The organism is Bradyrhizobium sp. AUGA SZCCT0105 (assembly GCF_018129565.1).
Classification (GTDB): domain Bacteria; phylum Pseudomonadota; class Alphaproteobacteria; order Rhizobiales; family Xanthobacteraceae; genus Bradyrhizobium.
The window spans coordinates 925,662-949,309 of the sequence record NZ_JAFCMK010000002.1; the positions used below are offsets into that span (position 1 = coordinate 925,662).

At 64.9% G+C, this 23,648-nt stretch carries 20 protein-coding genes and 1 pseudogene; 6 read left to right on the forward strand and 15 right to left on the reverse strand.

The genetic code is table 11. From position 1 onward, the window contains the following. Positions 1 to 14: 14 nt before the first annotated feature. Entirely contained in the window at positions 15 to 3,416 is a 3,402-nt protein-coding gene (locus JQ573_RS40780) for a molybdopterin-dependent oxidoreductase (RefSeq protein ID WP_212310330.1), read from the reverse strand. A gap of 133 nt (positions 3,417 to 3,549) precedes the next feature. On the opposite strand from JQ573_RS40780, the gene JQ573_RS13485 reads away from it, so the two are divergent. Continuing rightward, positions 3,550 to 4,227: a GntR family transcriptional regulator gene (locus JQ573_RS13485; RefSeq protein ID WP_212310331.1), complete on the forward strand. Its 678-nt coding sequence runs from the start codon at positions 3,550 to 3,552 to the stop codon at positions 4,225 to 4,227. A gap of 38 nt (positions 4,228 to 4,265) precedes the next feature. On the opposite strand, the gene JQ573_RS13490 is transcribed toward JQ573_RS13485, so the two are convergent. From JQ573_RS13490 to JQ573_RS40175, 5 genes and pseudogenes are all read right to left on the reverse strand, one after another. Then, positions 4,266 to 5,429, reverse strand: a complete 1,164-nt coding sequence (locus JQ573_RS13490) for an acyl-CoA dehydrogenase family protein (RefSeq protein ID WP_249131667.1) — start codon at positions 5,427 to 5,429, stop codon at positions 4,266 to 4,268. Positions 5,430 to 5,553: 124 nt separating this feature from the next. Beyond that, positions 5,554 to 6,321: a crotonase/enoyl-CoA hydratase family protein gene (locus JQ573_RS13495; RefSeq protein WP_212310333.1), complete on the reverse strand. Its 768-nt coding sequence runs from the start codon at positions 6,319 to 6,321 to the stop codon at positions 5,554 to 5,556. Positions 6,322 to 6,347: 26 nt separating this feature from the next. Continuing rightward, positions 6,348 to 7,130 (reverse strand): SDR family NAD(P)-dependent oxidoreductase, encoded by a 783-nt coding sequence (locus JQ573_RS13500; RefSeq protein WP_212310334.1) that lies wholly within the window; start codon positions 7,128 to 7,130, stop codon positions 6,348 to 6,350. Positions 7,131 to 7,148: 18 nt separating this feature from the next. Beyond that, positions 7,149 to 8,399 (reverse strand): acetyl-CoA C-acetyltransferase, encoded by a 1,251-nt coding sequence (locus JQ573_RS13505; protein WP_212310335.1) that lies wholly within the window; start codon positions 8,397 to 8,399, stop codon positions 7,149 to 7,151. A 263-nt stretch (positions 8,400 to 8,662) separates the two neighbouring features. Then, positions 8,663 to 8,926 (reverse strand): annotated as a pseudogene (locus JQ573_RS40175) (helix-turn-helix domain-containing protein); the annotation flags it as partial. A gap of 225 nt (positions 8,927 to 9,151) precedes the next feature. On the opposite strand from JQ573_RS40175, the gene JQ573_RS13515 reads away from it, so the two are divergent. After that, entirely contained in the window at positions 9,152 to 9,322 is a 171-nt protein-coding gene (locus JQ573_RS13515; protein WP_212310337.1) for a hypothetical protein, read from the forward strand. An 838-nt stretch (positions 9,323 to 10,160) separates the two neighbouring features. On the opposite strand, the gene JQ573_RS13520 is transcribed toward JQ573_RS13515, so the two are convergent. Both JQ573_RS13520 and JQ573_RS13525 read right to left on the reverse strand, forming a co-directional pair. Then, a complete protein-coding gene (locus JQ573_RS13520) occupies positions 10,161 to 10,958 on the reverse strand; it encodes a MetQ/NlpA family ABC transporter substrate-binding protein (RefSeq protein WP_212310338.1) in 798 nt (265 codons plus the stop codon). Between the two features lie 33 nt (positions 10,959 to 10,991). Continuing rightward, positions 10,992 to 12,317, reverse strand: coding sequence for an O-acetylhomoserine aminocarboxypropyltransferase/cysteine synthase family protein (locus tag JQ573_RS13525; protein ID WP_212310339.1), 1,326 nt, complete (start codon positions 12,315 to 12,317; stop codon positions 10,992 to 10,994). Between the two features lie 402 nt (positions 12,318 to 12,719). Here JQ573_RS13525 and JQ573_RS13530 point away from each other — a divergent pair, with 402 nt between their 5' ends. After that, the gene (locus JQ573_RS13530; protein WP_212310340.1) at positions 12,720 to 14,123 is read left to right on the forward strand and encodes an LLM class flavin-dependent oxidoreductase; all 1,404 of its coding nucleotides are present in this window, start codon (positions 12,720 to 12,722) and stop codon (positions 14,121 to 14,123) included. 43 nt (positions 14,124 to 14,166) lie between these two features. Here the strand turns inward: JQ573_RS13530 and JQ573_RS13535 are convergent, their stop codons facing one another. The 5 genes from JQ573_RS13535 to JQ573_RS13555 all read right to left on the reverse strand — a co-directional run bounded on the left by JQ573_RS13535 (position 14,167) and on the right by JQ573_RS13555 (position 18,787). After that, complete coding sequence (locus tag JQ573_RS13535) at positions 14,167 to 14,949, reverse strand: MetQ/NlpA family ABC transporter substrate-binding protein (RefSeq protein ID WP_249131669.1); 783 nt, start codon at positions 14,947 to 14,949, stop codon at positions 14,167 to 14,169. Between the two features lie 62 nt (positions 14,950 to 15,011). Continuing rightward, on the reverse strand, positions 15,012 to 15,677 hold the full coding sequence (locus tag JQ573_RS13540; protein ID WP_097675480.1) for a methionine ABC transporter permease: 666 nt from the start codon (positions 15,675 to 15,677) through the stop codon (positions 15,012 to 15,014). Next, positions 15,667 to 16,791 (reverse strand): methionine ABC transporter ATP-binding protein, encoded by a 1,125-nt coding sequence (locus JQ573_RS13545; protein WP_212310342.1) that lies wholly within the window; start codon positions 16,789 to 16,791, stop codon positions 15,667 to 15,669. The genes JQ573_RS13540 and JQ573_RS13545 overlap by 11 nt, the downstream gene beginning before the upstream one ends. A 50-nt stretch (positions 16,792 to 16,841) precedes the next feature. After that, positions 16,842 to 17,162, reverse strand: coding sequence for a ferredoxin family protein (locus tag JQ573_RS13550; protein WP_212310343.1), 321 nt, complete (start codon positions 17,160 to 17,162; stop codon positions 16,842 to 16,844). Then, positions 17,159 to 18,787, reverse strand: coding sequence for an FAD-dependent oxidoreductase (locus JQ573_RS13555; RefSeq protein ID WP_212310344.1), 1,629 nt, complete (start codon positions 18,785 to 18,787; stop codon positions 17,159 to 17,161). Before JQ573_RS13555 ends, JQ573_RS13550 begins: the two co-directional genes overlap by 4 nt. Positions 18,788 to 19,099: 312 nt before the next feature. Between JQ573_RS13555 and JQ573_RS13560 the strand changes: the two genes are divergently transcribed. After that, positions 19,100 to 20,440, forward strand: a complete 1,341-nt coding sequence (locus JQ573_RS13560; protein ID WP_212310778.1) for an LLM class flavin-dependent oxidoreductase — start codon at positions 19,100 to 19,102, stop codon at positions 20,438 to 20,440. A gap of 4 nt (positions 20,441 to 20,444) precedes the next feature. Here the strand turns inward: JQ573_RS13560 and JQ573_RS13565 are convergent, their stop codons facing one another. Further along, on the reverse strand, positions 20,445 to 21,533 hold the full coding sequence (locus JQ573_RS13565) for an LLM class flavin-dependent oxidoreductase (protein WP_212310345.1): 1,089 nt from the start codon (positions 21,531 to 21,533) through the stop codon (positions 20,445 to 20,447). Then, the gene (locus tag JQ573_RS13570; RefSeq protein WP_212310346.1) at positions 21,530 to 21,724 is read right to left on the reverse strand and encodes a hypothetical protein; all 195 of its coding nucleotides are present in this window, start codon (positions 21,722 to 21,724) and stop codon (positions 21,530 to 21,532) included. The genes JQ573_RS13565 and JQ573_RS13570 overlap by 4 nt, the downstream gene beginning before the upstream one ends. A gap of 70 nt (positions 21,725 to 21,794) precedes the next feature. Here JQ573_RS13570 and JQ573_RS13575 point away from each other — a divergent pair, with 70 nt between their 5' ends. Both JQ573_RS13575 and JQ573_RS13580 read left to right on the forward strand, forming a co-directional pair. Next, positions 21,795 to 23,024, forward strand: coding sequence for an acyl-CoA dehydrogenase family protein (locus JQ573_RS13575; RefSeq protein WP_212310347.1), 1,230 nt, complete (start codon positions 21,795 to 21,797; stop codon positions 23,022 to 23,024). 39 nt (positions 23,025 to 23,063) lie between these two features. Further along, positions 23,064 to 23,636 carry a flavin reductase family protein gene (locus JQ573_RS13580; protein WP_212310348.1) on the forward strand — a complete coding sequence of 191 codons (573 nt, stop codon included), beginning with the start codon at positions 23,064 to 23,066 and terminating at the stop codon, positions 23,634 to 23,636. The last annotated feature ends 12 nt before the right edge of the window (positions 23,637 to 23,648 follow it).

Sequence of the window (23,648 nt, forward strand, 5' to 3'; positions counted from 1 at the left end):
ATCGTGTTTGGTCATCAAAGCGCGAGCGTGAGATCGGTGAGCGGCACGGCCTGGCAGGTGAGGCACCGGCCCTCGCTCGCATCGACTGGGCCGAGATGGGTGAACTCCCCATCGACGACCTCGACCGCGCAGCTTTCGCATTGCCCGACACGGCAGCCGCTCGGCAGCGCAACGCCTGCCGCACTTGCGGCGTCGAGCAGCGTCCCCTGCTCCGGTCCCCACGAAAAACTCTGCTTGCTGCCCGCAAGCCGGATGGTTCGTGGCGCAAGGTCGCTCGGTACCGACGGCGGCGACACGAAGCTTTCGGCGAAAATGTCGAACCGCGGGATACCAAGCACCACCGCGGCCTCGATCTGGGCCGTAACGAAGTCCGGCGAGCCGCAGATGTAGACTAGCGGCCGGCGCGCCAAGAGCGGCTTGACCTGTTCGAGATCGACCCGCCCCTTGCGCAGCGAATGCGCGTCGACCGGGTCTTGCGCGAGCGGGGCCGAATAGAACGTCATTCGCGTCAGCTCCGGCGTGCAAGCTTCCAGCTCGGCGAGCCGCTGCGCGAACGGATGCTCGCGGCTGCTGCGGCACCCGTGAAGCAGCAGAACATCGGCAACGCGATCTCGTCGTGCTGTGTGTTGCAGCGTCTCGATATGGCTGATGAACGGCGTGATGCCTATGCCGGCAGCGAGGAAGACCAGCGGCCGCGGCCCCTTCAACGGCGGCGTGAAGATCCCGCCCGGCGGCTCCAGCAGAACCTCGTCCCCGACCGCAAGACCATGCAGACGATCCGGCATGAAGAACGGCGCATCACCGCTCCGCGCCTCATTGAAGAAGCGCCCCTTCACCGCAATCGACAGCGCTTGCGGCCGGTTGCCCGTTCCGGTCAGCGAATAGGCTCGCGCCGCCGTTGCGCCCGGCAGCGAGATCATCACGTGTTGCCCCGGCAGGAAGTCGGGCAGCGGGCCACCGTCAAGCGGCAGCAGGCTGAGAGCGATGACGTTATCGGCCTCGGCCCTGCGCTCGCCAACCAAGAACCGCCGCTGGCCGCTCCAGACGCCGCGGCTGGCCACGTCGTCCCGCCTGATATCGCAGACGATCGCGCGCAGCGGAACGGAACCGCTGACGGGATCGCGCGCATCGTCGTGCAGCACCGCGTTGATGTTGTGCGTGAGGCTGCCTGACGTCGCGGAACGATCGCGGCCGAGCGGCGGACAATCCTCCCACCAGCCGAATTCGGCGACGACGACCCGCGCGTCGAGCGCCGCATTGAGGCGCACCTTCAGGCGCACGGCACCGCCTTGTGTTTCCACCACGGCCCAGTCGCCTTCCACAAGTCCGCGCCGCTCGGCGAGTTGCGGGCTGATCTCGACAGCCGGATCGGGCGACTTGCGCCGCAGCGAGGCGACGTGCCGCCAGGAGGAGTGAATGAACCAGCCGCTCTTGGCGGTGGAGAGCACGAGCGGAAAGCGTTCGTCCGCCGCTGTCGTGAGCGGGCTGCCGACCGGTTCGACATGATCGGGCAATGGTTCATGCCCGTGTCCCAGCATCAGCTCCGAATAGATCTCGACACGGCGTGTCGGCGTCGCAAAGCCCGCCGCCGTTCCGTCCTCGCGCGTGATGGCGTATTTTTCATCGCGAAAGACCTGCGGGAAGCGGCGTCCTTCAGGATGTTCGCGCAGATCCTCGACATCGATGCCGAGCGGTGCCAGCTGATAATTCCAGCCGGCCTTGATGTCGCCGCCGAAGAACAAGTTCCCCATGCCGAGCTTGAGCGCGAGTGCGGCGGCGATCTCGTAATCGGCCTTCACTTCACCGATCGGCTTGACCATGCGCGGACGAAACTGCACGGTCTCGACAGCTTGCTGCGTGATCTCGAACCCGATCTTGAGCGCGTCGCGCTCCCACGGCGTGCTGGCCGGCAGCACGAAATCGGCGCTCTCCGCGGTCGGGTTCATGAACATGTCGACATGAACCTGGAATTCCAGCGCGTTCAGCGCCGCGCGATTGCGCTCCGAATGGCCCTGCGACACGACGAAGTTAGTGCCGAAGGCGACCAGTGCGCGCACCCGGTAAGGCTCGCCCTCGAGCACGGCGCGGCTGAAATCGCGCGCCGTGATCCAGCCCTTCGCCGGCGGGCCGAGCGGCAGTTCGGCAAGGCCGAGCGCCTTGGCCTGCTGCTCCGGCGGGAGGATGTTGTAGTCGTTGAGGGGGCGTGTCGGCGGCGGCACCGGCCAGCGGTTGCCGCCGGGCCGATCGCACGCGCCGGTCAGCGCATAAAGCGACGCAATCGCGCGCTCGATCGCGGTGGCGTTGGTGTGCTGGCCGACGCCGGTCCAGGAATGATAGGCAAGCCGCGGCCGGGCGGCGAGCAGCGCATTGAAGGCGTCGATGTCCTCGACACGCAGCCAGGTCAGTTCCGCCACGCGCGCCGGCGTATAGGGCGCGGCGCGCTCGGTCAGCAATTCGAACGCGGTTGCCGCCGATATCGTCCGGCCGTCGCGCGCACGGATCGACAGCGCGCCGCGCAGCTGGCCGCCGCGCTCCGGTGCGTAACGGGTGTCGCAAGGCGCCGGCGAGCCCTGTGCATCGAGACGAACGAAGGCCTCAGGTGCGCCATCCGGCCATAGCGCGTCGGCGCGCAGGAAGCGCCCGGTCGCGCGATCGACCAGCAGCGATCCATTGGTCCATGCATCGACGAAATCCGCATCGAAGCTGCCGGTCGCGATGAGATGACGGATCGCCCCCATCGCAAGTGCGCCATCGGCGCCGGGTCGAATCCGCAGCCAGAGATCGGCCTGCTGACCCGAGCCGTTCGGTTTGGGATCGACGACGACGACCTTGGCGCCGCGCCGCCGCGCGTCGGCGATCCGTGTTGCCTGGGCGAGCCAGGTGCGCGCGGGATTGTGGCCCCACAGGATGATCGCATCGGCATTGTCGTAATCAGGAAAGCCGATGCCGCGACCGAAGGTCAGCGCGTGCGCGTAGTCCTTGTGCCAGCCGCAGATCTCGACCGCGTAGATCAGGTTGGGACTGCCGAAGCCGCGGATGAAGCGCTCGACCCACTCAAAGCTGTCGACCATTGGCGTGCCGCTCGGCGTAGTGACGCCGAACGCCACCGCCTCCGCGCCGCTCTCGGCCCGGATCCTGCCGAGCCGGTCGGCGATCTCGGTCAGTGCCTCGTCCCACGACACCTCGACCCAGTCCGGATCGGCGGCATCACGCGGCCGGGTCCGCTTCAAGGGCACGGTCAGACGACGCGGGCTGGCGACGATTTCGGGGGCGGCCCGGCCCTTGGCGCAAAGCGCGCCGCCGGTCGGGTGGTTATTTAATACCTCCACGCCGACAACGCGTCCGTCCTCGACCACGGTGACGGAACCGCAGCGCGAGCGACAAAGCGTACAATAGCCGGGTAGACGCTGTTTCACCGCCGTCTCATCATCACGTCAGCCTTTGTGACGCATGCTTGTAATGCGTTACACATTTACGTCATACGCTACCGGCCACGTCAAGGCTAAGTAATAATCAGGGACGAATCGGAGCTCCCGGCGAGAGGCACCCATGGACCAGAATTTGCGCGAACAGGTGCTGCAGCGGGTGCGCGCCGAGATCATCTCCGGGCAGAGCCTTCCCGGCACGATGTATTCGGTGCCGTCACTCGCGGCGAGCCTCGGGGTCTCCTCGACGCCGGTGCGCGAGGCGCTGCTCGAGCTCAGCCGCGGCGGCCTGGTCGAGCCGATGCGCAACCGCGGCTTCAAGGTCGTGGAGCCGTCGCTGACCGAGCTGCGCAATTTGTTCGACATGCGCGAGGTGCTGGAGCTGCACGCCGCCGTGCTGGTCGCCGCCAATCCTCCAAAGGATCTACCGGCCGTGCGCGGCTGGGCCGATGAGATCGCGAAGGCAGTCGAGACCGACGACGTCCAGCTCTATCTGGAGGCCGACCGCAACTATCATCGCGAGTTCATCGCAGCCGCCGGCAACGAGCTCTTGACCGACATGGTGATGGGCCTGCGCGACAAGATGCGGCTCTATGGCATCAGCTCACGCGCCGGTCTCGAGCGGCAGCAGGCCTCGGTGCCCGAGCACTACCGGCTGATCGAGCTCGCGCTCGCCGGCGAGACCGAGGCGCTGCCGACCCTGCTTCGCCGCCACATCCGCTCCTGGGAGCCGATCTTCGTCGACGCATTGATGCGCTCGAAGGAATATGCGCGCGAGCCGCTGCGGCAGGCGCGCGGGTAACGCGTGGAGTGCGGTCGACAGCCGGTTGCAGTGAACCGCTAGTCCAGAATGCTCTTGTAGTGCTCCGAGAAGACATCGCGGCCGATGATCAGCCGCATCACCTCGGAGCTTCCGGCCAGGATCCGATTGACGCGCGCGTCGGTGAACATGCGGCTGATCGGATATTCATCCATATAGCCAGCGCCGCCGTGCAGCTGGACGCCGAGGTCAAGCATCTTCCACTCGACTTCCGACGACATCATCTTGGCCTTGGCGCCCATATTGCTGGTCAGGCGTCCCGCATTGTGCTCGGCCACGCAGTGATCGACATAGACCTGCACGAGGTCGATTTCGGCATCCATCTCCGCCATGCGGAACTGGGTGTTCTGCTGTTCGGCGAGCGGTCTGCCGAACAGCTTGCGCTCCATCACATAAGCGCGCGTGATGTCGAATGCCTTGCGGCCATTGGCGATCGACCCGACCGCGGAGATCAGCCGCTCCTCGGCAAGGCCCTCCATCAGATAGTAGAAGCCCCTGCCCGGCTCTCCCAGCACGTTGGCCTTGGGCACCTTGACGTTTTGGAAGAACAGTTCGGCGGTGTCCTGCGCCGGCATGCCCATCTTCTTGAGATTGCGGCCGCGCTCGAAGCCCTCCATGCCGCGCTCGACGATCAGCAGCACCATCGCGTGCTTCTTCTCGGCGCCTGCGAGCCTGGCGGCCACGATCACCACGTCGGAATTGATGCCGTTGGAAATATAGGTCTTCGAGCCGTTGAGCAGGAAATGATCGCCCTTGTCTTCCGCCGTCGTCCGCATGCCTGCGAGGTCCGAGCCGGCGCCGGGCTCGGTCATCGCGATCGCCAGGATGGTCTCGCCGCTGACGCATTTCGGGAGGAAGCGGTCGCGCTGCTCTTCGGTGCCGAAGCGCTTGAAATAGGAGCCGACCAGGCGGCTGTGCAGCGTGTTGAACCAGCCCTTGCAGCCGGAGCGCGCGGTCTCCTCGATGATGATCTGCTCATAGCGGAAGTCCTCATCGCCCATCCCGCCGTATTTCTCCTCGGGCCAGATCATCAGGAAGCCGAGATCGCCGGCCTTCTTGAACGCGCTGCGGTCGACGATGCCGGCCTCCCGCCACGCTTCCATATGGGGCGTGATCTCGCTGGCGAGGAACTTGCGATAGGAGTCGCGGAAGATGACCTGGTCTTCGGTAAAGCTGCGCATCATTCACCCAATAGCGCTCTCAAGCGGCATGGAAGCCCGGCCGGCGTGTGCCGAAGCACTGACAAAAAAATTTGGAGCGCCGGTTCTGCTTCAAAACCGGCGCTCCGTCATCGAAACGAGTGACGCCTTACTTGCCCTTCCAGTTCGGCGCGCGTTTTTCTGCAAAGGCCGCCGCACCCTCGCGGGCATCTTCGGATACGAAGACGGGAGCGACGATCTCCTGCTGCTTCTTCCACATCTGGTCTTCCGGCCAGAGCCGGGATTCCACGATCACCTGCTTGGATGCCTTGACGGCAAGCGGGCCATTGGCACCGATCGCGGCGGCAAGCTCGAGCGCGGCGTCGAGCGCCGGGCCATCGGTCACGCGATTGATGATGCCGAGCTCGTAGGCGCGCTGTGCGCCGAAGAACTCGCCCGTCAACGCGAACTCCATCGCCACGCGGAACGGCATCTGGCGCGGCATCCGGATCAGCCCGCCAGCCGCAGCAGCCAGCCCGCGCTTCACCTCGGGAATCCCGAACTTGGCGTTGCGGTTCGCGACGATCATGTCGCACGACAGCGCGATCTCCATCCCGCCGGCGAGCGCGTAGCCGTCGACGGCCGCGATCAGCGGCTTCTTCGGCGGCGCCTCGGTGAGTCCGGCGAAGCCACGGCCCGGGATGGAGGGCCGCTCGCCCTTCAGGAACCCCTTGAGGTCCATTCCCGAGCAGAATGTGCCGCCGGCGCCGGTGATGATGCCGACGCTGAGGGCATCGTCGGCGTCGAGCCGGTCGATCGCCGCGGCCACGCCCTTGGAGAGGGCGAGGTTGGCCGCGTTCTTGGCTTCCGGCCGGTTCAGCGTGATGATCAGGATAGGTCCGCGGACTTCAGTGAGGACCGGAGTTTCTTCGGACATCGCTTTCGTCTCCTGTTGCCGTGCGCTTAGCGCGGAGCCATGCGGATCGCGCCATCGAGGCGGACGTCTTCACCGTTGAAGTAGCCGTTGGTGATCATGGTCAGCGCCAGCTGGGCATATTCCTCCGGCATGCCAAGACGCTTCGGGAACGGCACCGACGCGCTGAGCGCGGCCTTGACGTTCTCCGGGGCGCCCTGCAGCAGCGGCGTGTTGAAGATGCCCGGCAGGATGGTGTTGACGCGGATGCCTTCGGCCATCAGGTCGCGCGCGATCGGCAGGGTCATGCCGACGACGCCGGCCTTCGAGGCCGAATAAGCCGCCTGTCCCATCTGGCCGTCCTCGGCCGCGACGGACGCGGTGTTGACGACAGCACCGCGCTCACCGTGCTCCAGCGGGATCAGCGACAGCATGCCCTGCGCCGACTTGGCGATGCAGCGGAAGGTGCCGACGAGGTTGATCTGGATGATGCGGTTGAAGGCGTCGATCGGGAAGTGGGTGGGTTCACCGGTCTTCTTGTCCCGGCCGGCGGTCTTCACCGCGTTGCCGGTGCCGGCGCAGTTCACCAGGATGCGCTCCTGGCCGTGGGCCGCGCGGGCCTTGGCGAAGCCCGCATCGACCTGCTCGTCGGAGGTGACATCGACCTTGCAGAACACGCCGCCGATTTCCTTGGCGATGGCTTCACCCTTCTCTTCGTTGAAGTCGAAGATCGCGACTTTCACGCCTTGTGCAGCCAGCGCCCGCGAGGTGGCTGCGCCGAGGCCGGAAGCGCCGCCGGTGACGACGGCGGCGACCGATGAATCGAGTTTCATGGCAATATCCTTTCGCGATCAGATGCGTTCGATGATGATGGCCGGTGCCATGCCGCCGGCGGCACACATGGTGACGAGACCATAACGTCCGCCGCTGCGCTCGAGCTCGTCGAGCGCCGTGCCGATCAGGATCGATCCGGTCGCGCCGATCGGATGGCCGAGCGCGATCGAGCCGCCGTTGATGTTGACCTTCTCGCGATCCAGCTCAAGGTCGCGGATAAACTTCTCGGCGACGACCGCGAAGGCCTCGTTAATCTCCCAGACGTCGATGTCGTTCTTGGTCAGGCCGGCCTTGGCGAGAACCTTCTTGGCCGCCGGAACCGGCGCGTTGAGCATCAGCGTCGGATCATCACCCTGATTGGCGTAGGCGACGATCCTGCCGCGCGGCTTGAGGCCGTGCTTCTCGGCATATTGCTTCGACGTGATCAGCACCGCGGCGGCGCCGTCCACCACGCCCGAGCTGTTACCGGCATGATGCACGCCCTTCCACTCGAGGTCCGGGTAGCGGCGCTGGATCTGCTTCTTGAATGTCACGCCATTGCCGAGATCGAAATCGGCGAGCTGCTCGAAGCTCGGCTTCAGCGAAGCAAGGCCTTCGGCCGTGGTCTCGGGGCGCGGGAATTCCTCACGACCGAGGGCGACGCTGCCGTCGTCGTTGAGCACCGGGATCACCGACTTGGCGAAACGACCTTCATCGATCGCCCGCTTGGCGCGCTGCTGGCTGACCAGCGCCAGCGCATCGCAGGCTTCCCGGCTAATCCCCTCGCGCGTGGCGATGGCGTCGCCGCACACACCCTGGTGCGACTGCGGGTGAATCTCGTCAAGCGCCGGATTGCCCGACCCCATCATCCGCGCCGGCTGCCCCGCCTTGGAGCGTTCGGCTGCGAGGGTCTGCTGATAGCTCATCATCTCGGTGCCGCCGGCGATGACGCAATCCTCCATTCCCGACATCACCGAAGCTGCTGCGAGGTTCACCGACGTGATGCCGCCGCCGCAGAAGCGATCCAGCGTCGTGCCGCTGGCGTTGATGTCGTAGCCGGCGGCGAGCGCCGACATGCGTCCGAGATCGCCGCCCTGCTTGCCTTCCTGGGTCGAGGTCGACCAGATGATGTCATCGACGGTCGACGTATCGAGCTTGTTGCGCTCCTTGAGCGCGCCGAGCACGGTTGCGGCCAGTTGCTGCGGATGCAGATGCGACAGCGCACCCTTGCCCGGCTTGCCGATGCCGCGCGGCGTGCGGACCGCGTCAATGATGTATGCTTCAGACATGCGTTTCCCTTTGCTTTGGATGTTTCTTGACTGTGGGCTCGTGCCGATTGGTCCCGACCGTTTGCGCTGGGTCTTCTGCCCCGGAACAAGCCGAGGCGTCAGCGGTGTGGCGTGACCGAAAGCGGCACGGCAACCGGCTTGCGCTGATCTTCGAAGTATTCGAAGCGCGAGTTGATCAGCATGGACGGTTGTGCCGTTGCGCGCTCCCGCTCGTCGGCGCAGACGGGCTTGTCGCACCCCTCCGCAAACAACGGGGCGCCGGGCGCGGCGGCGTGCGGACCGAGAGCATATTTCTGCTCTTGCGGCAGGTAGATCAGTTGGCCGATCTGGGTGAGCGTCAAGGTGAGACGGGAGACCGTCGATCGGGGAAGACCGCAGCGATCGGCGATGTCGCGATTGCCCAGGCGTATGCTTCGACCTTCGAAGCAACGCACGATGTCGAATGCGCGCGATACCACCTGTATCACGCGCCGGTTGTCCGTGCCGGCGGTGTCTTGCGCCATCAGTACCTCAGATCGACGTCCCATCGTTTACGCCTCACTCCTCATTTGTCGTACGGGTGAATGAAGCCCACCCTGGCTCGGGCAGGCCGCGCCGATCCGCGACATCGCTGTCGAGCGCGCAACGCCGAGCGGCGCACGCGTGAACGGAACTGCATGCGGAATCTGACGGCAGCGATCGGCGCACGCCGCGTCGCCGCCCGTGAGGATCGAGCCGGCGCTGTGCCATGCCCGAGCGGCAACGAATGCGGCATGCTGGACAAGGCCATTTCCGCCCTGTTCGAGGCCGATCCGCATGGCGCCGACGGGCGCCTGGTATTCCAGCCCGGTGAAGCCGCAACCGCGCGGGGCAAGCAGCTTCGGATATCGACGGCCGGCCGGCATCAGGCGGATTCTTTCCCTAGGGTTTCAGACCTTAATTAATTGATTAATTAGTCAGGTGATTAAAGTGGCCGCTCCCCCCTGTCAACCGTCCTCGCCGCAGGGCGCCCCGCGCTCGGGTCGCACCTCACGCATCGCTCAAGCTGCTCGGGCCGGTTTATCGGAACAGCAGCTGCCGATCCGTTCGTGCCGAACGTCGGACCGGTGCTGGACGGTGATCGAGCGAGATGCCCGGTACAAGCGACCGCCCACAAGCGCCGAGACGCAAATGGGGCGTGCGACAGACCAGCTTTCGTCGTTCGATGTGGCGCGCCTATGCGGCTCCCGCTCCGCAAGCACCGCTCAGATCGAAATGCCGTCGCTGATCGGGGATCGCTCCGAGAATGAATTTCCGTTGTCGGTTCGACGAGCGAAGCAACCGTTCAACCAGCATGGTTCGACTCATTGATTGCAAACTGGACGCGTCGATCATGGTTCGCGTTCGAGATGGGCAAAGACGTGCTATTTTAGCGGGACGACTATTCGACGGAGGCTTTATGCGTCTCGCATCCTCTTGGCTTCACACCCTCGGTCGCATGACCCGACAACTGCAGCGGTGGCGCAGGAAGCTCGCCCACGCCGCACATCCCGATGGACAGCGCGATCTACACGAGCTCTTCCTGTTCAGGCCGCATGGCTAGTTGAGCCGGTCGCACACGGCGCGTGCTGCGGTTTCAGCTGAGCCAAGACACTTGCTGAAGACACACGCGGCCAACGTTCTCGCCGTGGCCGCCTGTCCACGTTTCCCCGGCATCCGCAACCAATGCGCCGAACTCGCTGCCCTGCTCTCCCGCACCGAAGAGACAGGGCAGCACCCGCTCCGCCGTGAACTGACGCGCGTTTAGGTGCTAAAGCCGGCCGGAATGAACGCCGGCAGCTTGTCCTCGATGAATTTTTTCACCTCGGGCGAGTTGAAGACCTGGATGAAGGCCTTGAGGCGCGGGTCGTCCTTCTTGTCCGGCCGCGCCGTGAAGCGCAGCACCAGCCCGTCATCCACCGTGCGGTCGATCAGCAGCGCCGACTTGGGATCGCCGCCCGCCGGGATCAGATAGGTGATGTTGACGAGTGCAAGCGTGACGTCATCGAGCGAGCGATAGGTCTGCGCCGGATCGAGCTCGACGATCTTCAGATTCCTGGGATTCTCGATGATGTCGAACCGGCTCACCGCGAAGCCCTTGCCCGGCGTCAGCTTGATCAGGCCGGCCCGCTCGAGCAGGATCAAACCACGCGCGCCGTTGAGCGGCTCGTTCGGGATCGCGACGCTGTCGCCGGGTTTGATCTCGTCGAGTGACTTGATCTTCTTCGAGAACAGCCCGACCGGCGCGATCACGCCGACCTTGTCGACCTGAACCAGATTGAAGCCGCGCTGCTTGTTCTGGATCGCAAGATACGTGCCGTGCTGGAACAGGTTGGCGTCGACGTCGCCGCTGTTGACCACCTCGTTCAAGGCGACCCAATCGGACAGCTCGATGACCTTGACGTCCTGCCCTTTGTCCTTGGCCAGTTTGGCGGCGAACGCCGCGAGTTGGCCGACCGGACCGGCGCTGGTCGCGATCTTGAGAGGTTCGTCGGCGACGGCGCTCGCCGTCAGGGCAAGGAGAACGCCTGCCGCGTGCGCCAGGCGCAACAATGTCTTCATCATCACAATCCTGTTTCGATTTACCAAATGCGATCACGCCGCCTTGCGGGCGCTGCTGCCTGCCTCGGCCTGGGCTAATGCCTGAACGAGGTCGGCGATGATGTCGTCAGGGTGCTCGATCCCGACCGAGAGCCGCACATAGCCGGGCGTGACGCCGGCCGCGATTTGCTCCGCACCGGTAAGCTGCTGGTGGGTGGTCGACGCCGGATGGATCGCGAGCGACCGCGCATCGCCGATATTGGCGACATGATAGAACAGCTTCAGCGCATCGATGAACCGGCGACCGGCCTCGACACCTCCCTTCAGCTCGAAGCCGACCAGCGCGCCATAGCCGCCCTTCAGGTAGGTGTCGGCGCGGCGGCGATTCTCCCCGTCCTGCAATCCCGGGAAGATCACATGGGAGAGGCTGGGGTGCCTGGCCAGGAACTCCGCGACCTTGACGGCATTCTCATTGTGCTGGCGCAGCCGCAGCGGTAGCGTCTCGAGCCCCTGGATGAACTGGAAGGCATTTTGCGGCGCGATCGCTGCGCCGAGATCGCGCAACAGCTTGACGCGCGCCCGCAGGATGTAGGCGATCGGACCGAGCGGCTTGGCGGCCTCCGTCCAGATCGCGCCGTGATAGGCGGCGTCCGGCTGCGTCAGCAGCGGAAAGCGCTCGGCGTGCGCCGCCCAGTCGAAATTGCCGCCATCGACGATCGCGCCACCGATCGACGTGCCGTGGCCGCCGATATACTTCGTCGTCGAATAGACCACGATCGCGGCACCATGCTCGAACGGACGTGCGATCAACGGCACCGCCGTGTTGTCGAGGATCAGCGGCACGCCGAGCGAGCGGCCGATCTCGGCCACTTCCCTGATCGGGAACACGTTGAGCTTGGGATTGGGCAGGGTTTCGGCAAAATAGGCGCGGGTCTTCGCATCGGTGGCGCGGCGGAAATTCTCGGGATCGGCCGGATCGACGAACCGCACCTCGATGCCGAACTGCTTCAGGGTTTGCGACAGCAGCGTCCAGGTGCCGCCATAGAGATCGGTCGAAGAGACGATGTTGTCGCCGGCCTGAGCGATATTGAAGATGGCAAAGGCTGACGCGGTCTGGCCTGACGCCACGGCAAGCGCGCCGACGCCGCCTTCCAGCGCAGCCAGCCGCTCCTCGAAGACGTCCGCCGTCGGATTCTTGATCCTTGTGTAGATCTGCCCGATCGCTTCCAGCGCGAACAGCCGCGAGGCATGGTCGGTGTTCTCGAACTGGAACGAGGTGGTCTGATAGATCGGAACCGCCACCGCACCGGTCGCGGGATCGGACCGGTAGGACCCGCCATGCAGGGCGAGCGTCTCGAGATTCTTCGTTTCGACCGGCATTTCGCACTCTCCTGGGATCGGTGAACCACGCGTTGCAAAGGCGCGAAATGATGCGCAGCGACTTTGCTGCTGTCGAGATGTCCAGGAAAATAGCGATGGACGTGCTGACGTCTCGCGGAGCGACATCCTGAATTTCTCAGACGAGACATCCTGCACGACGCATTTGTTTCGTGTGCCGGCGGCCGGTGCGGGCGCGTGAGATCGCGGCTCGCACGGTGAGTGATGGCGCGCAGTTGGAGCTGCATCAACGCGTCCACCCCGCCTGCGCGTATCAATGAGCGTAACTTGCTATCGGAGAATTCCGCCGCAGCAGGATTCTTGCGCAGGCCGTTCGAATAGAAAACAAAGTCGCGCAGGCAAACTGTTACGTTGTCCCGACACGATCACTGTCGGAACAGGTCGATGGCAAAATCGAGAGAGCTTCGCTTCAACGCGTTCAACATGATGGCGCCAAGCCACAACTGGGCCGGCCTGTGGTCGCATCCGCGCGACACCTCGCTCGACTACAACTCGCTCGATTACTGGGTCAATTATGCGAAGACCGCCGAGCGAGGACTGCTCGACGGCATCTTCCTGGCTGACGTGTTCGGCATCTATGACGTCTACGGCAACAATCCGGACACAGCACTCCGTCACGCCGTTCAACTGCCGAATGCAGAGCCGACCTTGCTGGTGTCCGCCATGGCGCTGGTCACCAGGCATCTCGGTTTCGGCATCACGTCCAACCTCACCTATGAACACCCCTACCAGCTCGCGCGCCGCTTCTCGACGCTCGATCATCTCACCAACGGGCGGGTCGGCTGGAACATCGTGACCGGCTATCTCGATAGCGGCGCCCGCGGCATGGGCCTCGAGGCGAACCGCGCCCATGACGAACGCTACGAGGCGGCCGAAGAATTCCTCGCTGCGAGCTACAAATTATGGGAGGGCAGTTGGGAGGATGACGCGGTGCGCCGGGACCGCGCGGCTCGCATCTTCACCGATCCCTCCAAAATCCATCCAGTCCGTCATCAAGGGCCTCACTACAAGGTCGACGGCATTCACCTTGCGGAGCCCTCCCCGCAACGCACGCCGCTGCTGTACCAGGCGGGCACCTCGAAACGCGGCCGGGCCTTCGCGGCACGGCATGCCGAGGCAATCTTCCTCAACGGGCAGACCAGGCCCATTCTCGCCAGCGCGGTCCGCGACATCAGGAGCGCCGCTAAGGAGTTCGGGCGCGATCCCTATGATATCCGTCTCTTCGCCGGCGCGACCGTGATCGTCGCGCCGACCCGGGCAGAAGCCGAAGATCTGCTCGCGGACTATGCCGCACATGTCGACCAGACCGGGCAGCTCGCACTGCTCTCGGGCTGGACCGGCATCGATTTCTCGACCTATCGCCCCGACCAGGCGGTGCAATATGTTGAGAGCAACGCGATCCAGTCGATGGTGGAGAACTTCACCCTGCGGAGCGATCGCCCGGTCAAGGTCGGTGATCTTGCGACGCTGAGCCGCGTCGGCGCCCGATCCCCCTTCGTGCTCGGATCGCCCCAGGATGTGGCGGACGAGCTGATCGCCTGGGCGGAAGACACCGACGTCGATGGCTTCAACCTGTTCCGCCTCGTCGCGCCCGAATCGCTCGACGCCTTTGTCGACCTCGTGGTGCCGGAACTGCAGTCACGTGGCGTGTACAAGACGGCCTATCGCGAAGGCACGCTGCGGGAAAAGCTGTTCCCGGAGCGCGGACCGCGCCTTCATGCCACGCATCCCGGCGCAGGCTACCGGCACTTGCCCTCGAACGCAGTCCGCTCCGACGCCGCCGAATAAGGTCACGGCCTGACTTCGGCCGGCGCGTTGTCGCCGGCCGCGGCTACCAGCTCGGCAGCACGGCGCCCTTGAATTTGGTCAGGACAAATTCCTTGACCTCCGCCGTGTGATAGCTGTCCACGAGGATCTTGACCCACGGCTTGTCCTTGTCCGCGGCGCGAACCGCGATCAGGTTGACGTAAGGCCCCTTCGGGTCCTCGCGCAGGATCGGGTCCTTGACCGGATCGAGGCCGGCCTGGGTCGCATAGTTCGTGTTGATCACTGCGGCATCGACATCGTCGAGCGCACGAGGCGCCTGGGCCGCATCGACTTCGACGAATTTGAGCTTCTTCGGATTGTCGGCGACATCCAGGACTGTCGGCTTGAACCCGACGCCGTCCTTCAACTTGATCGCACCCTTGTCGCGCAACAGCAGCAGAGCGCGGCCGCCATTGGTGGGATCATTCGGGATCGAGATCTTGCCGCCGTCCGGAATCTCCGCCCAGTTCTTGTGCTTCTTGGAATAGACGCCGATCGGGAAGTTGACCGTCAGCCCCACCGCCTCGATCTTGTAACCGCGATCGGCCTTCTGGTTGTCGAGATAAGGCTGGTTCTGGAACGAATTGGCCTGGATATCGCCGGCGTCAAGCGCTGCGTTCGGCACCACATAGTCGGAGAACTCGACCAGCTGGATGTCGAGCCCGTTCTTTGCCGCGATCGGCTTCACGGCCTCGAGAATTTGCGCATGCGGCCCCGGCGTCACGCCGATCTTGATGGTTTCCGCCGCGACAGACGCCGACCAGAGCGTAAGCACGCCGGCAAACGCAACAAGGGAACGAAAGGACATTTGGGTCTCCACAGGAATTGTCAGTATTGCAAAAAAGGGCGCCGAAGAGATCGCGGCCGGTCTCAGCGGTGGCGCAGGCGGCGGTTGACGCGGCGGGCGAGATAGTCGCCGGCCGTCTGCACCGTCTGCACCAGCGCGATCAGGACGACAACGACCGCGAGCATCATTTCGGGCATGAAACGCTGGTAGCCGTACCGGATGCCGAGGTCGCCCAGCCCGCCGCCGCCGACCGCTCCGACCATCGCCGAATAGCCGAGCAGGCTGACGACCGCGAGTGTCAACGCAAGCACCAGGCCGGGCAGCGCCTCCGGAATAAGGACCTTGAGCACGATTTGCAAAGGGCTGGCGCCAAACGATGACGCGGTTTCGATCAAGCCGGCATCGACCTCACGGATCGCCGCCTCGACCAATCGCGCGATGAACGGCATCGCGGCAATGGTCAACGGCACGATCGCGGCGCCCGAGCCGATGGAGGTGCCCGCGATCAGACGCGTGAACGGGATGATGGCAACCACGAGGATGATGAACGGCGTCGAGCGTGTCGCATTGACGATGATGCCCAGCACGCTGTTGACCGCGGGCGCCGCGAACAACTCCCCTTTGCGGCTGGTGGCCAGGAAGACGCCGATCGGAAGCCCGAACGCGGTGGCGATCAGCGCAGCAATCGACACCATGAACAGGCTCTCGCCGGTGGCCTGAACGATCAAGTTGAGGAGTTCACGCGACATAGCCGAGACGTTCCACCGGGAGATTGTTCTGGGAGAGATATGACGCTGCCTTGCTGGCCGCGGCCTCGCCGCCGGGAATACCCAGCGACAGCGAGCCGACATGTTGCCCGCCGATCTCATCGATCCGGGCCGCCAGCAGCGCGACGTCGATCGAGAGCTCGCGCGCAAGGCGGGCGACGATGGTGTCGCCGGCATCGGCACCGCGAACCTGGACGCGAATGACGGCGTGACCACCGGCAACCGGCTGTGGCTGCAAGCGGCTTGCAAGCGACACCGGAACACTGTCGCCGATCACCTCGGAAAGAAATGCCTGCGTGACCGGATGCGCGGGATGGGTGAAGATGTCGGCGACGTGACCACGCTCGACGATATGACCGCCGTCGATCACCACGACTTCCTTGGCGAGCTGACGCACCACCGACATTTCGTGGGTGATCAGGACGATGGTGACGCCAAGCTCGCGATTGATGTTGGCCAGGAGATCGAGGATCGAACGGGTCGTTTGCGGATCGAGCGCCGACGTCGCCTCGTCCGACAGCAGGACGTTCGGCCGCGTCGCCAGCGCGCGGGCGATGCCGATGCGCTGCTTCTGGCCGCCCGACAGCTCGGACGGGTAGCGATCATATTTGTCCGCGATGCCGACGAGCTCGAGCAGTTCCGCGACGCGGGCCGCAATGTCGCGCCTCGGCCAGCCCGCGATCTCGAGCGGCAGCGCGATATTGTCGGCCGCCGTGCGCGATGAGAGCAGATTGAAATGCTGGAAGATCATGCCGATCGAGCGTTGCGCCAGACGCAGGTCACGGCCCGAAAGTCCGGAGATATCGCGGCCGTCGACGACGACACGGCCGCTCGACGGTTTCTCCAGCCCGTTGATCAGCCGCACCAGGCTGGACTTGCCGGCACCGGAACGCCCGATCACACCGGTGATCGAGCCACGATGAATTGCGAAGTCGATGTCTTTGAGCGCCTGCACGCTCGGCTTGTCGCGATAAGCCGGGTAGGCTTTCGAGACCCGCTCGAACCGGACCATGGCATCGGCCGTGGTCGGCGGATGCGCCAATGGCGACAGCGTCTCGACAGGTTCCGCTGCCGTCAGGGATTGATGCACGTTCATTCAGTCAGTCCATAAGGTCGTCTTGGTGGCCACGCGCGCGGCCGCGCGCCTCAATGACCAAAGAGCAAATAGCTGCGGTCGACGCCGCGGCGATCGCTGGTCTCATCGGTCCAGCCCACGGCCCGGCGATAGCTGCCCATGCTGTCCGTTTGCTTGAGCGCAACGAGGTCGATCGGCTGCGCCTGATCCGCAAAGGGCGAAACATACAGCGCATCCTCGGGACAATAGAGCTCGCAGAGGAAGCAGGTCTGGCAGTCGCCTTGCCGGGCGATTACCGGAATTCCGTCCGTCTTGTCAAACACGTTGGTGGGGCAGACGTTGACACAGATATCGCAGGACGTACAGCGCTCGCCGTCGATAACCTCGATCACTCCGCAGCCTCCGCATAGCTGGCCTCGGCATGAGGCCGGGCCGAGGTCCAGATCTCGTCGAGGCCGCCGGTCGTCACATAATGCCGCTGCCGGTTGTCCTGATCGGGGAAGTCGTCGCGGCGATGCATGCCGCGGCTTTCCTGTCGGGCGAGCGCGCTGCGGTACATCCACCGCGCGGTCGCGAGCATCGCTGCGGCCTCGCGCGCCCGCACGATCTCGGATGTGTCGGCGGCGTCCGCTTCCAACACATCGCGCCACGCCGCATCGAGACGCCCGAGCGCGCCCTGCAAGCGCGATGCCTCCCGGAAGTAGTTCAACTCGTAGGGGAAGACCTCGGCCTGAACCGCCCTCGCCAGCGCGGCCGGCGCGAATGCACGGCGCTGCCGGCTTCGAAACGCCACGGCGCCCGCGGACGACAATGTGCGCCTGGCAGCTGGTCCGATCTGAGTGGCATAGTCAGCGGCGCCCTGCCCGGCCCAGGCTCCCGACGACATCGCCCAGGCGGCATTGTGGCTGCCGCCACCGGTGAAGCCACCGCAGATCAACTCGCGCGTCGCCGCGTCGCCGGCGGCATAGAGCCCCGCCACGCTGGTGGCGCAACTGTCGTCAACGATACGAAGGCCGCCGGTCCCCCTGACGGTGCCCTCCACCCGCAACGTCACGGGAAAGCGGTCCTTGAATGGATCGATCCCGGTGCGATCGAACGGCAGGAAGAAATTCGGCTGCGACACCCGCATATGATGCCGCACATCGTCATCCGCCTTGTCCAGCCGGGCATAGACCGGGCCCTCGAGCAGGGCACGCGCAATCGCCGATCGCCCGCCCTTCGACGCCGCGCCGGGCACCACGCTGCCGTCGTCATAGGTGAAGCTGGCCCAGCCGTAGAACAATGTCTTGGTCACCGAGCCGAACGCCGGTGAGATCGCGTAAGGGTTGGAGAACTCCATGCTGGTGAATTCGGCACCAACCTCCGCGGCCATCAGATAGCCGTCGCCGGTCAGCACGTTCGATCCGAGCGTCTTGCTGAGGAATGCACAGCCGCCGGTGGCGATCACGACCGCCTTGGCCTGCACCGTCCAGCGATCCTGCTTCTGCCGGCGCACGCCGCTAGCGCCGGCGACAGCCCCGTCATCGTCGACGAGCAGTTCAAGTGCCGGGCTGTGGTCGAGAATGGTAACGCCGGCCTGCTTGGTACGCTTGCGCATCAAGCGCATGTATTCGGGGCCCTGCAGCGAGTTGCGCTGCGACTTGCCGCGGCCGTCCACCGGATAGGGATATCCCCAATCGGCCAGGCGATTGCTGTGCTGATAGGTGCTGTCGAGCACGCGCGCCATCCAGCGGCGATCCTGGAGATAGCCGCCCATCTTCTCGCGATTGGCCATCGCGGCCGCGCGCAGGGCCGGATCCGGATCAATGTACCAGACGCCCGTTCCCGCCGCGGCGGTGGCGCCCGAGGTGCCGCAAAATCCCTTGTCGGCGAGCACCACCCGTGCGCCGCGCTCGGCGGCGCTGACCGCGGCCCAGGTCCCCGCGGGGCCGCCACCGATCACCAGAACGTCGGCCTCGAACGCGACCGAGCCCTCAGGCGCGGACACGCGTTCGGCGCGATGAGTTGGGTTCGGCATGATGGAAAGCTCCAGGCGGATCTGTCGCGGCGCAAGGCGCGCCACGACACATCGTTGCGCGCGCGAGCCCGCCTGGCAATTTCAGATATTTGCGGAGAGTTGGACGAAGCTTTCACCTGACTTGCCGCGCAAAGAAAATTCGTGTCGCCGCATGCCGGATGTTGCGTCATCGGCGGACAACGCGACACGAGCTTGCACGCAAGGCTCGTCGGCGGGACGGATTTTTCTTTTTGCCGCTCCGGGCCGCAACGCATTTTCCCGCGCGCAGCGTGCCGATATCTAGCGACAAGCATCATCGCAGATACGGCCGCCATGTCTCATCGTCAGCTTCACCTCAACGTCAACCTTTTGCACTCCGGCGTCTATGCGTCGGCCTGGCGACTGCCCGACAGCGACCCGCGCGCCTGTTTCGACGTCGGCCACTACCTGCGCGTCGCCCAGATCGCGGAGCGCGGCAAGCTCGATGCGATCTTCCTGGCCGACACGCCAGCCATCACCGATCGCATCGATTACCGCTCGTTCATGTCGCTGGAGCCGACCATCGTGCTGGCAACCGTCGCCGCCGCGACCAGCCATATCGGACTGATCGCGACTGCGTCGACGACCTATAACGAGCCCTACAACATCGCGCGCCGCTTCGCGACGCTGGATCTGGCGAGCGGCGGCCGCGCCGGCTGGAATGCGGTGACCACCGCCGATGCCTCAGCCAGCCGCAACTTCGGCCTTCCCACCGTGCTCGAGCACAAGGCGCGCTACGACCGGGCCAAGGAGTTCGCCGAGGTCGTCCATGCATTGTGGGACAGCTGGGAGGACGATGCCTTTGTCGGCGACAAGGAGGCGGCGCGTTTCGTCGACACGACCAAAGTCCACCCGATCGGACATCGCGGCACCCACTACAGCGTGGCCGGCCCACTCAACGTCCCGCGTTCGCCGCAGGGACGCCCCGTCACCGTTCAGGCCGGCGGATCGAGCGACGGCCGCGACCTCGCCGCCGCGCAGGCCGAAGCGGTGTTCACGCTGGCACAAACCATCGACGAAGGCGTCGCCTATGCGCGCGACCTGCGTGCCAGGGCTGCCGCGTACGGCCGCGCTGGAAGCTCCATCGTGATTCTGCCGGGGCTCGCGACCGTCATCGGCAGCACGGAAGCGGAAGCCAAGCGGCGCCAAGACGAGCTCTGGGAGCTGGTTCCGATCGAATACAGCCTCGCGCGACTGGCCGGCACGTTGCAGGTCGATCCAGCAATCCTCGATCTCGACAAGCCACTGCCCGATCCTCTGCCGCTGCCGGCCAACGCAAACCACACCATGTTTCAGGGAACGGTCAACATCGCGCGCCGCGGCAATCTCACCGTCCGTCAATTGCTGCGCGCGCTCGGTGGCGGCGTCGGCCACCGTATCATCGTCGGCACGCCCGAGCAGATTGCCGACGACATCGAGGCTTGGTTCAAGGCGGGCGCGGCCGACGGCTTCAACCTGATGCCGGACGTGTTGCCGACCGGGCTCGACGTGTTCGTCGACACCGTGGTGCCAATCCTGCAGCAACGGGAGCTGTTCCGGCACGATTACACGGGCACCACCCTGCGCGAGCATTTTGGATTGCCGCGGCCGGTCAGCCGTTTTGCGCGACAACCGGCGACCGCCACGAGCGCCTGACGCATCAGCGCGAGGCTGTTAGATGTGCCGGATTGTCATCGGCGAGTGACTGTGCACGAACGCGCGGGATGATCTCCTTCGCAAAGCGCTCCAGCTCGGCCTCGAACGGCTGGAACTGCAACATGAAGAGCTCAATGCCGGCGGTATGGAAGCCCTGGATGCGAGCCGCCACCTCGTCATAGGACCCGACCAATCCCGCAGCCGTCCCGCCATTGCTGCCGACCCGCGCCGATTTCTGCATGGTCTGCATCATCACCACCTTGGGATCGGTGTTTTGCTTCTGGATCGCCTTGATCGGCGCATCCTTTTTCGAGAGATCTAACAGCCGCTGGTAGGCCGCCTCGGCCTCAGCCCGGGTCTGGCGCGCAATCACGAAGGCGGACAGCCCGAAGCGAAGTGGTGCCGTGGCTCTCGGCCGGGCGGCCACGTCGGCGATTAGGCCAGCGACGTCGTCGAGCGGCTGTCCATTGATGAACCAGACATCGCCGTGATCGGCGACCAGGGCGCGCGCCGGCTCGGATTCACCGCCGACATAGATCAATGGCCGCGGCCGGTAGAGGCTGCCGGGCCGCAACACATAGTCCCTGACATCGAAGTGCTCACCCTTGTAGGTCAGCCGCTCGCCCTGCATCAGGCGCGACACCACGGTGATCCACTCGCGACCGTAAGCATAGCGGGCGTCATGCTCCGCAAAGCCGATGCCGGCCTTGTCGAGCTCGGGCCGGTTCCAGGCATTGACCAGATTGATCGCAAAGCGGCCGCGGCTGATGTTCTCGATCCCGAGCGCGAGCTTCGCCAGCACGACCGGGTGATAGAGATAAGGCTTGATGGCGGCGATGATCTCGATCCGGCTGGTCAGCGCGGCAAGTGCGGCAGCGGCGCTCCAGGCTTCGAGCTGATCAAGATCCTCCTGATGCGGATTGATGGTGTGCTGCGCGATGAGCGTGGAGTCGTAGCCGAGCCTTTCGGCCGCGATCACGAGGTCGCGATTGCGTTCCCATGATGCATCGTAGGGCTCCTCGGGATCCTGATAGGCAGCGCGCGAACCGTGCACCAGCGCCCAGATCCCGAAGCGAAGCGGTCGTATCGTCATTGGCGATCTCCGAATTGCGCTTTGTCGCTTTGCTTTTCACGAAGACGCGGCTGGAGATCAAGCAACGTCACATCAAAAGATTTTCCTTGCCGCGCCACGCGCGCGGACAAACCAGAAAACTCCAAATCTCGCGACAATTGAAAAACCGCTCTATTTCTGTTGGCGAAAAATCGTGGGACAGTTTGCGTCATCTGAACGATCCCAGTTCGAACGCAGTCGAATGCGCAACTGAGCAACGATCATCACTCCAGGCCGACACTCATGAACAAGCCCGTATCCGCCACTTCCCTGCAGCCGTCCGACCGCCTGGATAGCCAGTCCCCTGACATCGATGCGCTGCTGAGCCGTATCGCCGAGGGGGCAGCTCATCGCGAGCGTGAACGCATCCTGCCATTCGCCGAGGTCGATCTCATTCGCAAGGCGCGCCTGGGCGCACTGCGGCTTCCGGCGGACGTCGGCGGCGCGGGCGCGTCGATCCGCACGTTGTTCGAACTCGTGATCCGGCTCGGCGCGGCCGACGCCAACGTCGCGCATATCCTGCGCAACCACTTCAGCGTGGTCGAACGGCTGGTGCGTCGTCCCAGGGACGAGCAGCACCGGCAATGGCAGAAGGCCGTCGCCGACGGCGCGATCATCGGGCTCGCGGCCACCGAACTCGATACCCCGAAGGTCGGCAATGTCACGCCGAACACCACGCTGACCGCCGACGGCGACGATTATCTGCTTAACGGCACCAAATACTACAGCACCGGCACGCTCTATTCCGACTATGTGCTGGTGCGCACGGCCGATACGACAGGCGCCAATGCGGCGGTGCTGATCCAGGTCAACCGCGAGGGTATCGAGCTGATCGACGATTGGGACGGGCTCGGCCAGCGGCTGACCGCAACCGGCACCACGCACTTCCGCAACGTGCGCGTCAAGCGCCAGGAGGCGGTGTTCGACGCCCCTGACGCCGGCTACGGCATTCCCTACGCCAACACATTCGCGCAGCTGTTCCTGACCGCAATCAACGCCGGCATCGCGCGCGCGGTGCTGCAGGACGCGGCCGAACTGGTGCGATCGCGCAAGCGCACGTTCTACTATGCACCGAGCGAGATACCGGCGGACGACCCGTTGCTGCAGCAGACCGTCGGCCAGATCGCCAGCGGCGCGTTTGCGGCCGAGACCGTGGTGCTCGCGGCGGCGGAGGCCCTCGACGCCGCCACCGATGCATTCGACGCCGGCGATCCCACTGCTATCGACGCCGCGCACAAGGCCGCGCTGCTCTCGGCAAAAGCCAAGATTGTCGCCGATGAGCTGGCGATCCGCAGCGGCAGCCTGCTGTTCGATGTCGGCGGAGCGTCCGCCACCGAGAAGGCGACCAATTTCGACCGCCACTGGCGCAACGCGCGGACCCTGGCCTCGCACAACCCGAACACCTTCAAAGCCCGCTCGATCGGGCAATATGAGATCAGCGGCACGCCGCTACCAGCCAAGGGCTTCTTCTGATCGGAAGCAGATCCGGCGGCGACGAGAGGGAGAGACCCGATGAGCAAGCCGGACATCCATTTGGTCGATGCGGATCACGAGATCGAGCTGCAGTTTCGGCTGGTGATGCGCCGCCTCGCCGGTGGCGTCTGCGTCATCACAGCGGGACGCGGCGATGACATCACCGGGATGACCGTCACCTCGCTGACGTCGTTGAGCGCCTCGCCGCCTCGGCTCCTGGTCAGCATCAACCGGCAGGCCTCCTCTTTTGAGCCGATCGCCCGCCACCGGCTATTCGGCGTCAACATCCTCGGCTCAGACCAGCAAGCGCTGGCGGAACGGTTCAGCGACAGCGGCCTGAAAGGCAGGCAGCGTTTCGAAGGTGCGGCCTGGACCCCTGGTGCTTCCGGCGTCCCGCTGCTGGAACATTCGCTTGCCGCGGTTGAATGCCAGGTTGAGGAGATCATCGAACGGCACTCTCACGGCATCATCGTGGGTCGCCTTTCCAGCATGGACGTATCGCAGCGCCTGTCCGGCCTCACCTACTGGAACGGACGGTATGTGCAGATCGATCACGAGGCTGACCTCGATCTACTCGCCGAAGTCAGTATTCCGCTGGCTCACGTCCGCTAGGACAAGGAGAGG

Coding starts and splice junctions, on each gene's coding strand:
- JQ573_RS13485 (WP_212310331.1), top strand. CDS start 3,550: ATGGACCAGAATTTGCGCGAACAGGTGCTGCAGCGGGTGCGCGCCGAG.
- JQ573_RS13490 (WP_249131667.1), bottom strand. CDS start 5,429: ATGATGCGCAGCTTTACCGAAGACCAGGTCATCTTCCGCGACTCCTAT.
- JQ573_RS13495 (WP_212310333.1), bottom strand. CDS start 6,321: ATGTCCGAAGAAACTCCGGTCCTCACTGAAGTCCGCGGACCTATCCTG.
- JQ573_RS13500 (WP_212310334.1), bottom strand. CDS start 7,130: ATGAAACTCGATTCATCGGTCGCCGCCGTCGTCACCGGCGGCGCTTCC.
- JQ573_RS13505 (WP_212310335.1), bottom strand. CDS start 8,399: ATGTCTGAAGCATACATCATTGACGCGGTCCGCACGCCGCGCGGCATC.
- JQ573_RS13515 (WP_212310337.1), top strand. CDS start 9,152: ATGCTGGACAAGGCCATTTCCGCCCTGTTCGAGGCCGATCCGCATGGC.
- JQ573_RS13520 (WP_212310338.1), bottom strand. CDS start 10,958: ATGAAGACATTGTTGCGCCTGGCGCACGCGGCAGGCGTTCTCCTTGCC.
- JQ573_RS13525 (WP_212310339.1), bottom strand. CDS start 12,317: ATGCCGGTCGAAACGAAGAATCTCGAGACGCTCGCCCTGCATGGCGGG.
- JQ573_RS13530 (WP_212310340.1), top strand. CDS start 12,720: ATGGCAAAATCGAGAGAGCTTCGCTTCAACGCGTTCAACATGATGGCG.
- JQ573_RS13535 (WP_249131669.1), bottom strand. CDS start 14,949: ATGTCCTTTCGTTCCCTTGTTGCGTTTGCCGGCGTGCTTACGCTCTGG.
- JQ573_RS13540 (WP_097675480.1), bottom strand. CDS start 15,677: ATGTCGCGTGAACTCCTCAACTTGATCGTTCAGGCCACCGGCGAGAGC.
- JQ573_RS13545 (WP_212310342.1), bottom strand. CDS start 16,791: ATGAACGTGCATCAATCCCTGACGGCAGCGGAACCTGTCGAGACGCTG.
- JQ573_RS13555 (WP_212310344.1), bottom strand. CDS start 18,787: ATGCCGAACCCAACTCATCGCGCCGAACGCGTGTCCGCGCCTGAGGGC.
- JQ573_RS13560 (WP_212310778.1), top strand. CDS start 19,100: ATGTCTCATCGTCAGCTTCACCTCAACGTCAACCTTTTGCACTCCGGC.
- JQ573_RS13565 (WP_212310345.1), bottom strand. CDS start 21,533: ATGACGATACGACCGCTTCGCTTCGGGATCTGGGCGCTGGTGCACGGT.
- JQ573_RS13570 (WP_212310346.1), bottom strand. CDS start 21,724: ATGACGCAAACTGTCCCACGATTTTTCGCCAACAGAAATAGAGCGGTT.
- JQ573_RS13575 (WP_212310347.1), top strand. CDS start 21,795: ATGAACAAGCCCGTATCCGCCACTTCCCTGCAGCCGTCCGACCGCCTG.
- JQ573_RS13580 (WP_212310348.1), top strand. CDS start 23,064: ATGAGCAAGCCGGACATCCATTTGGTCGATGCGGATCACGAGATCGAG.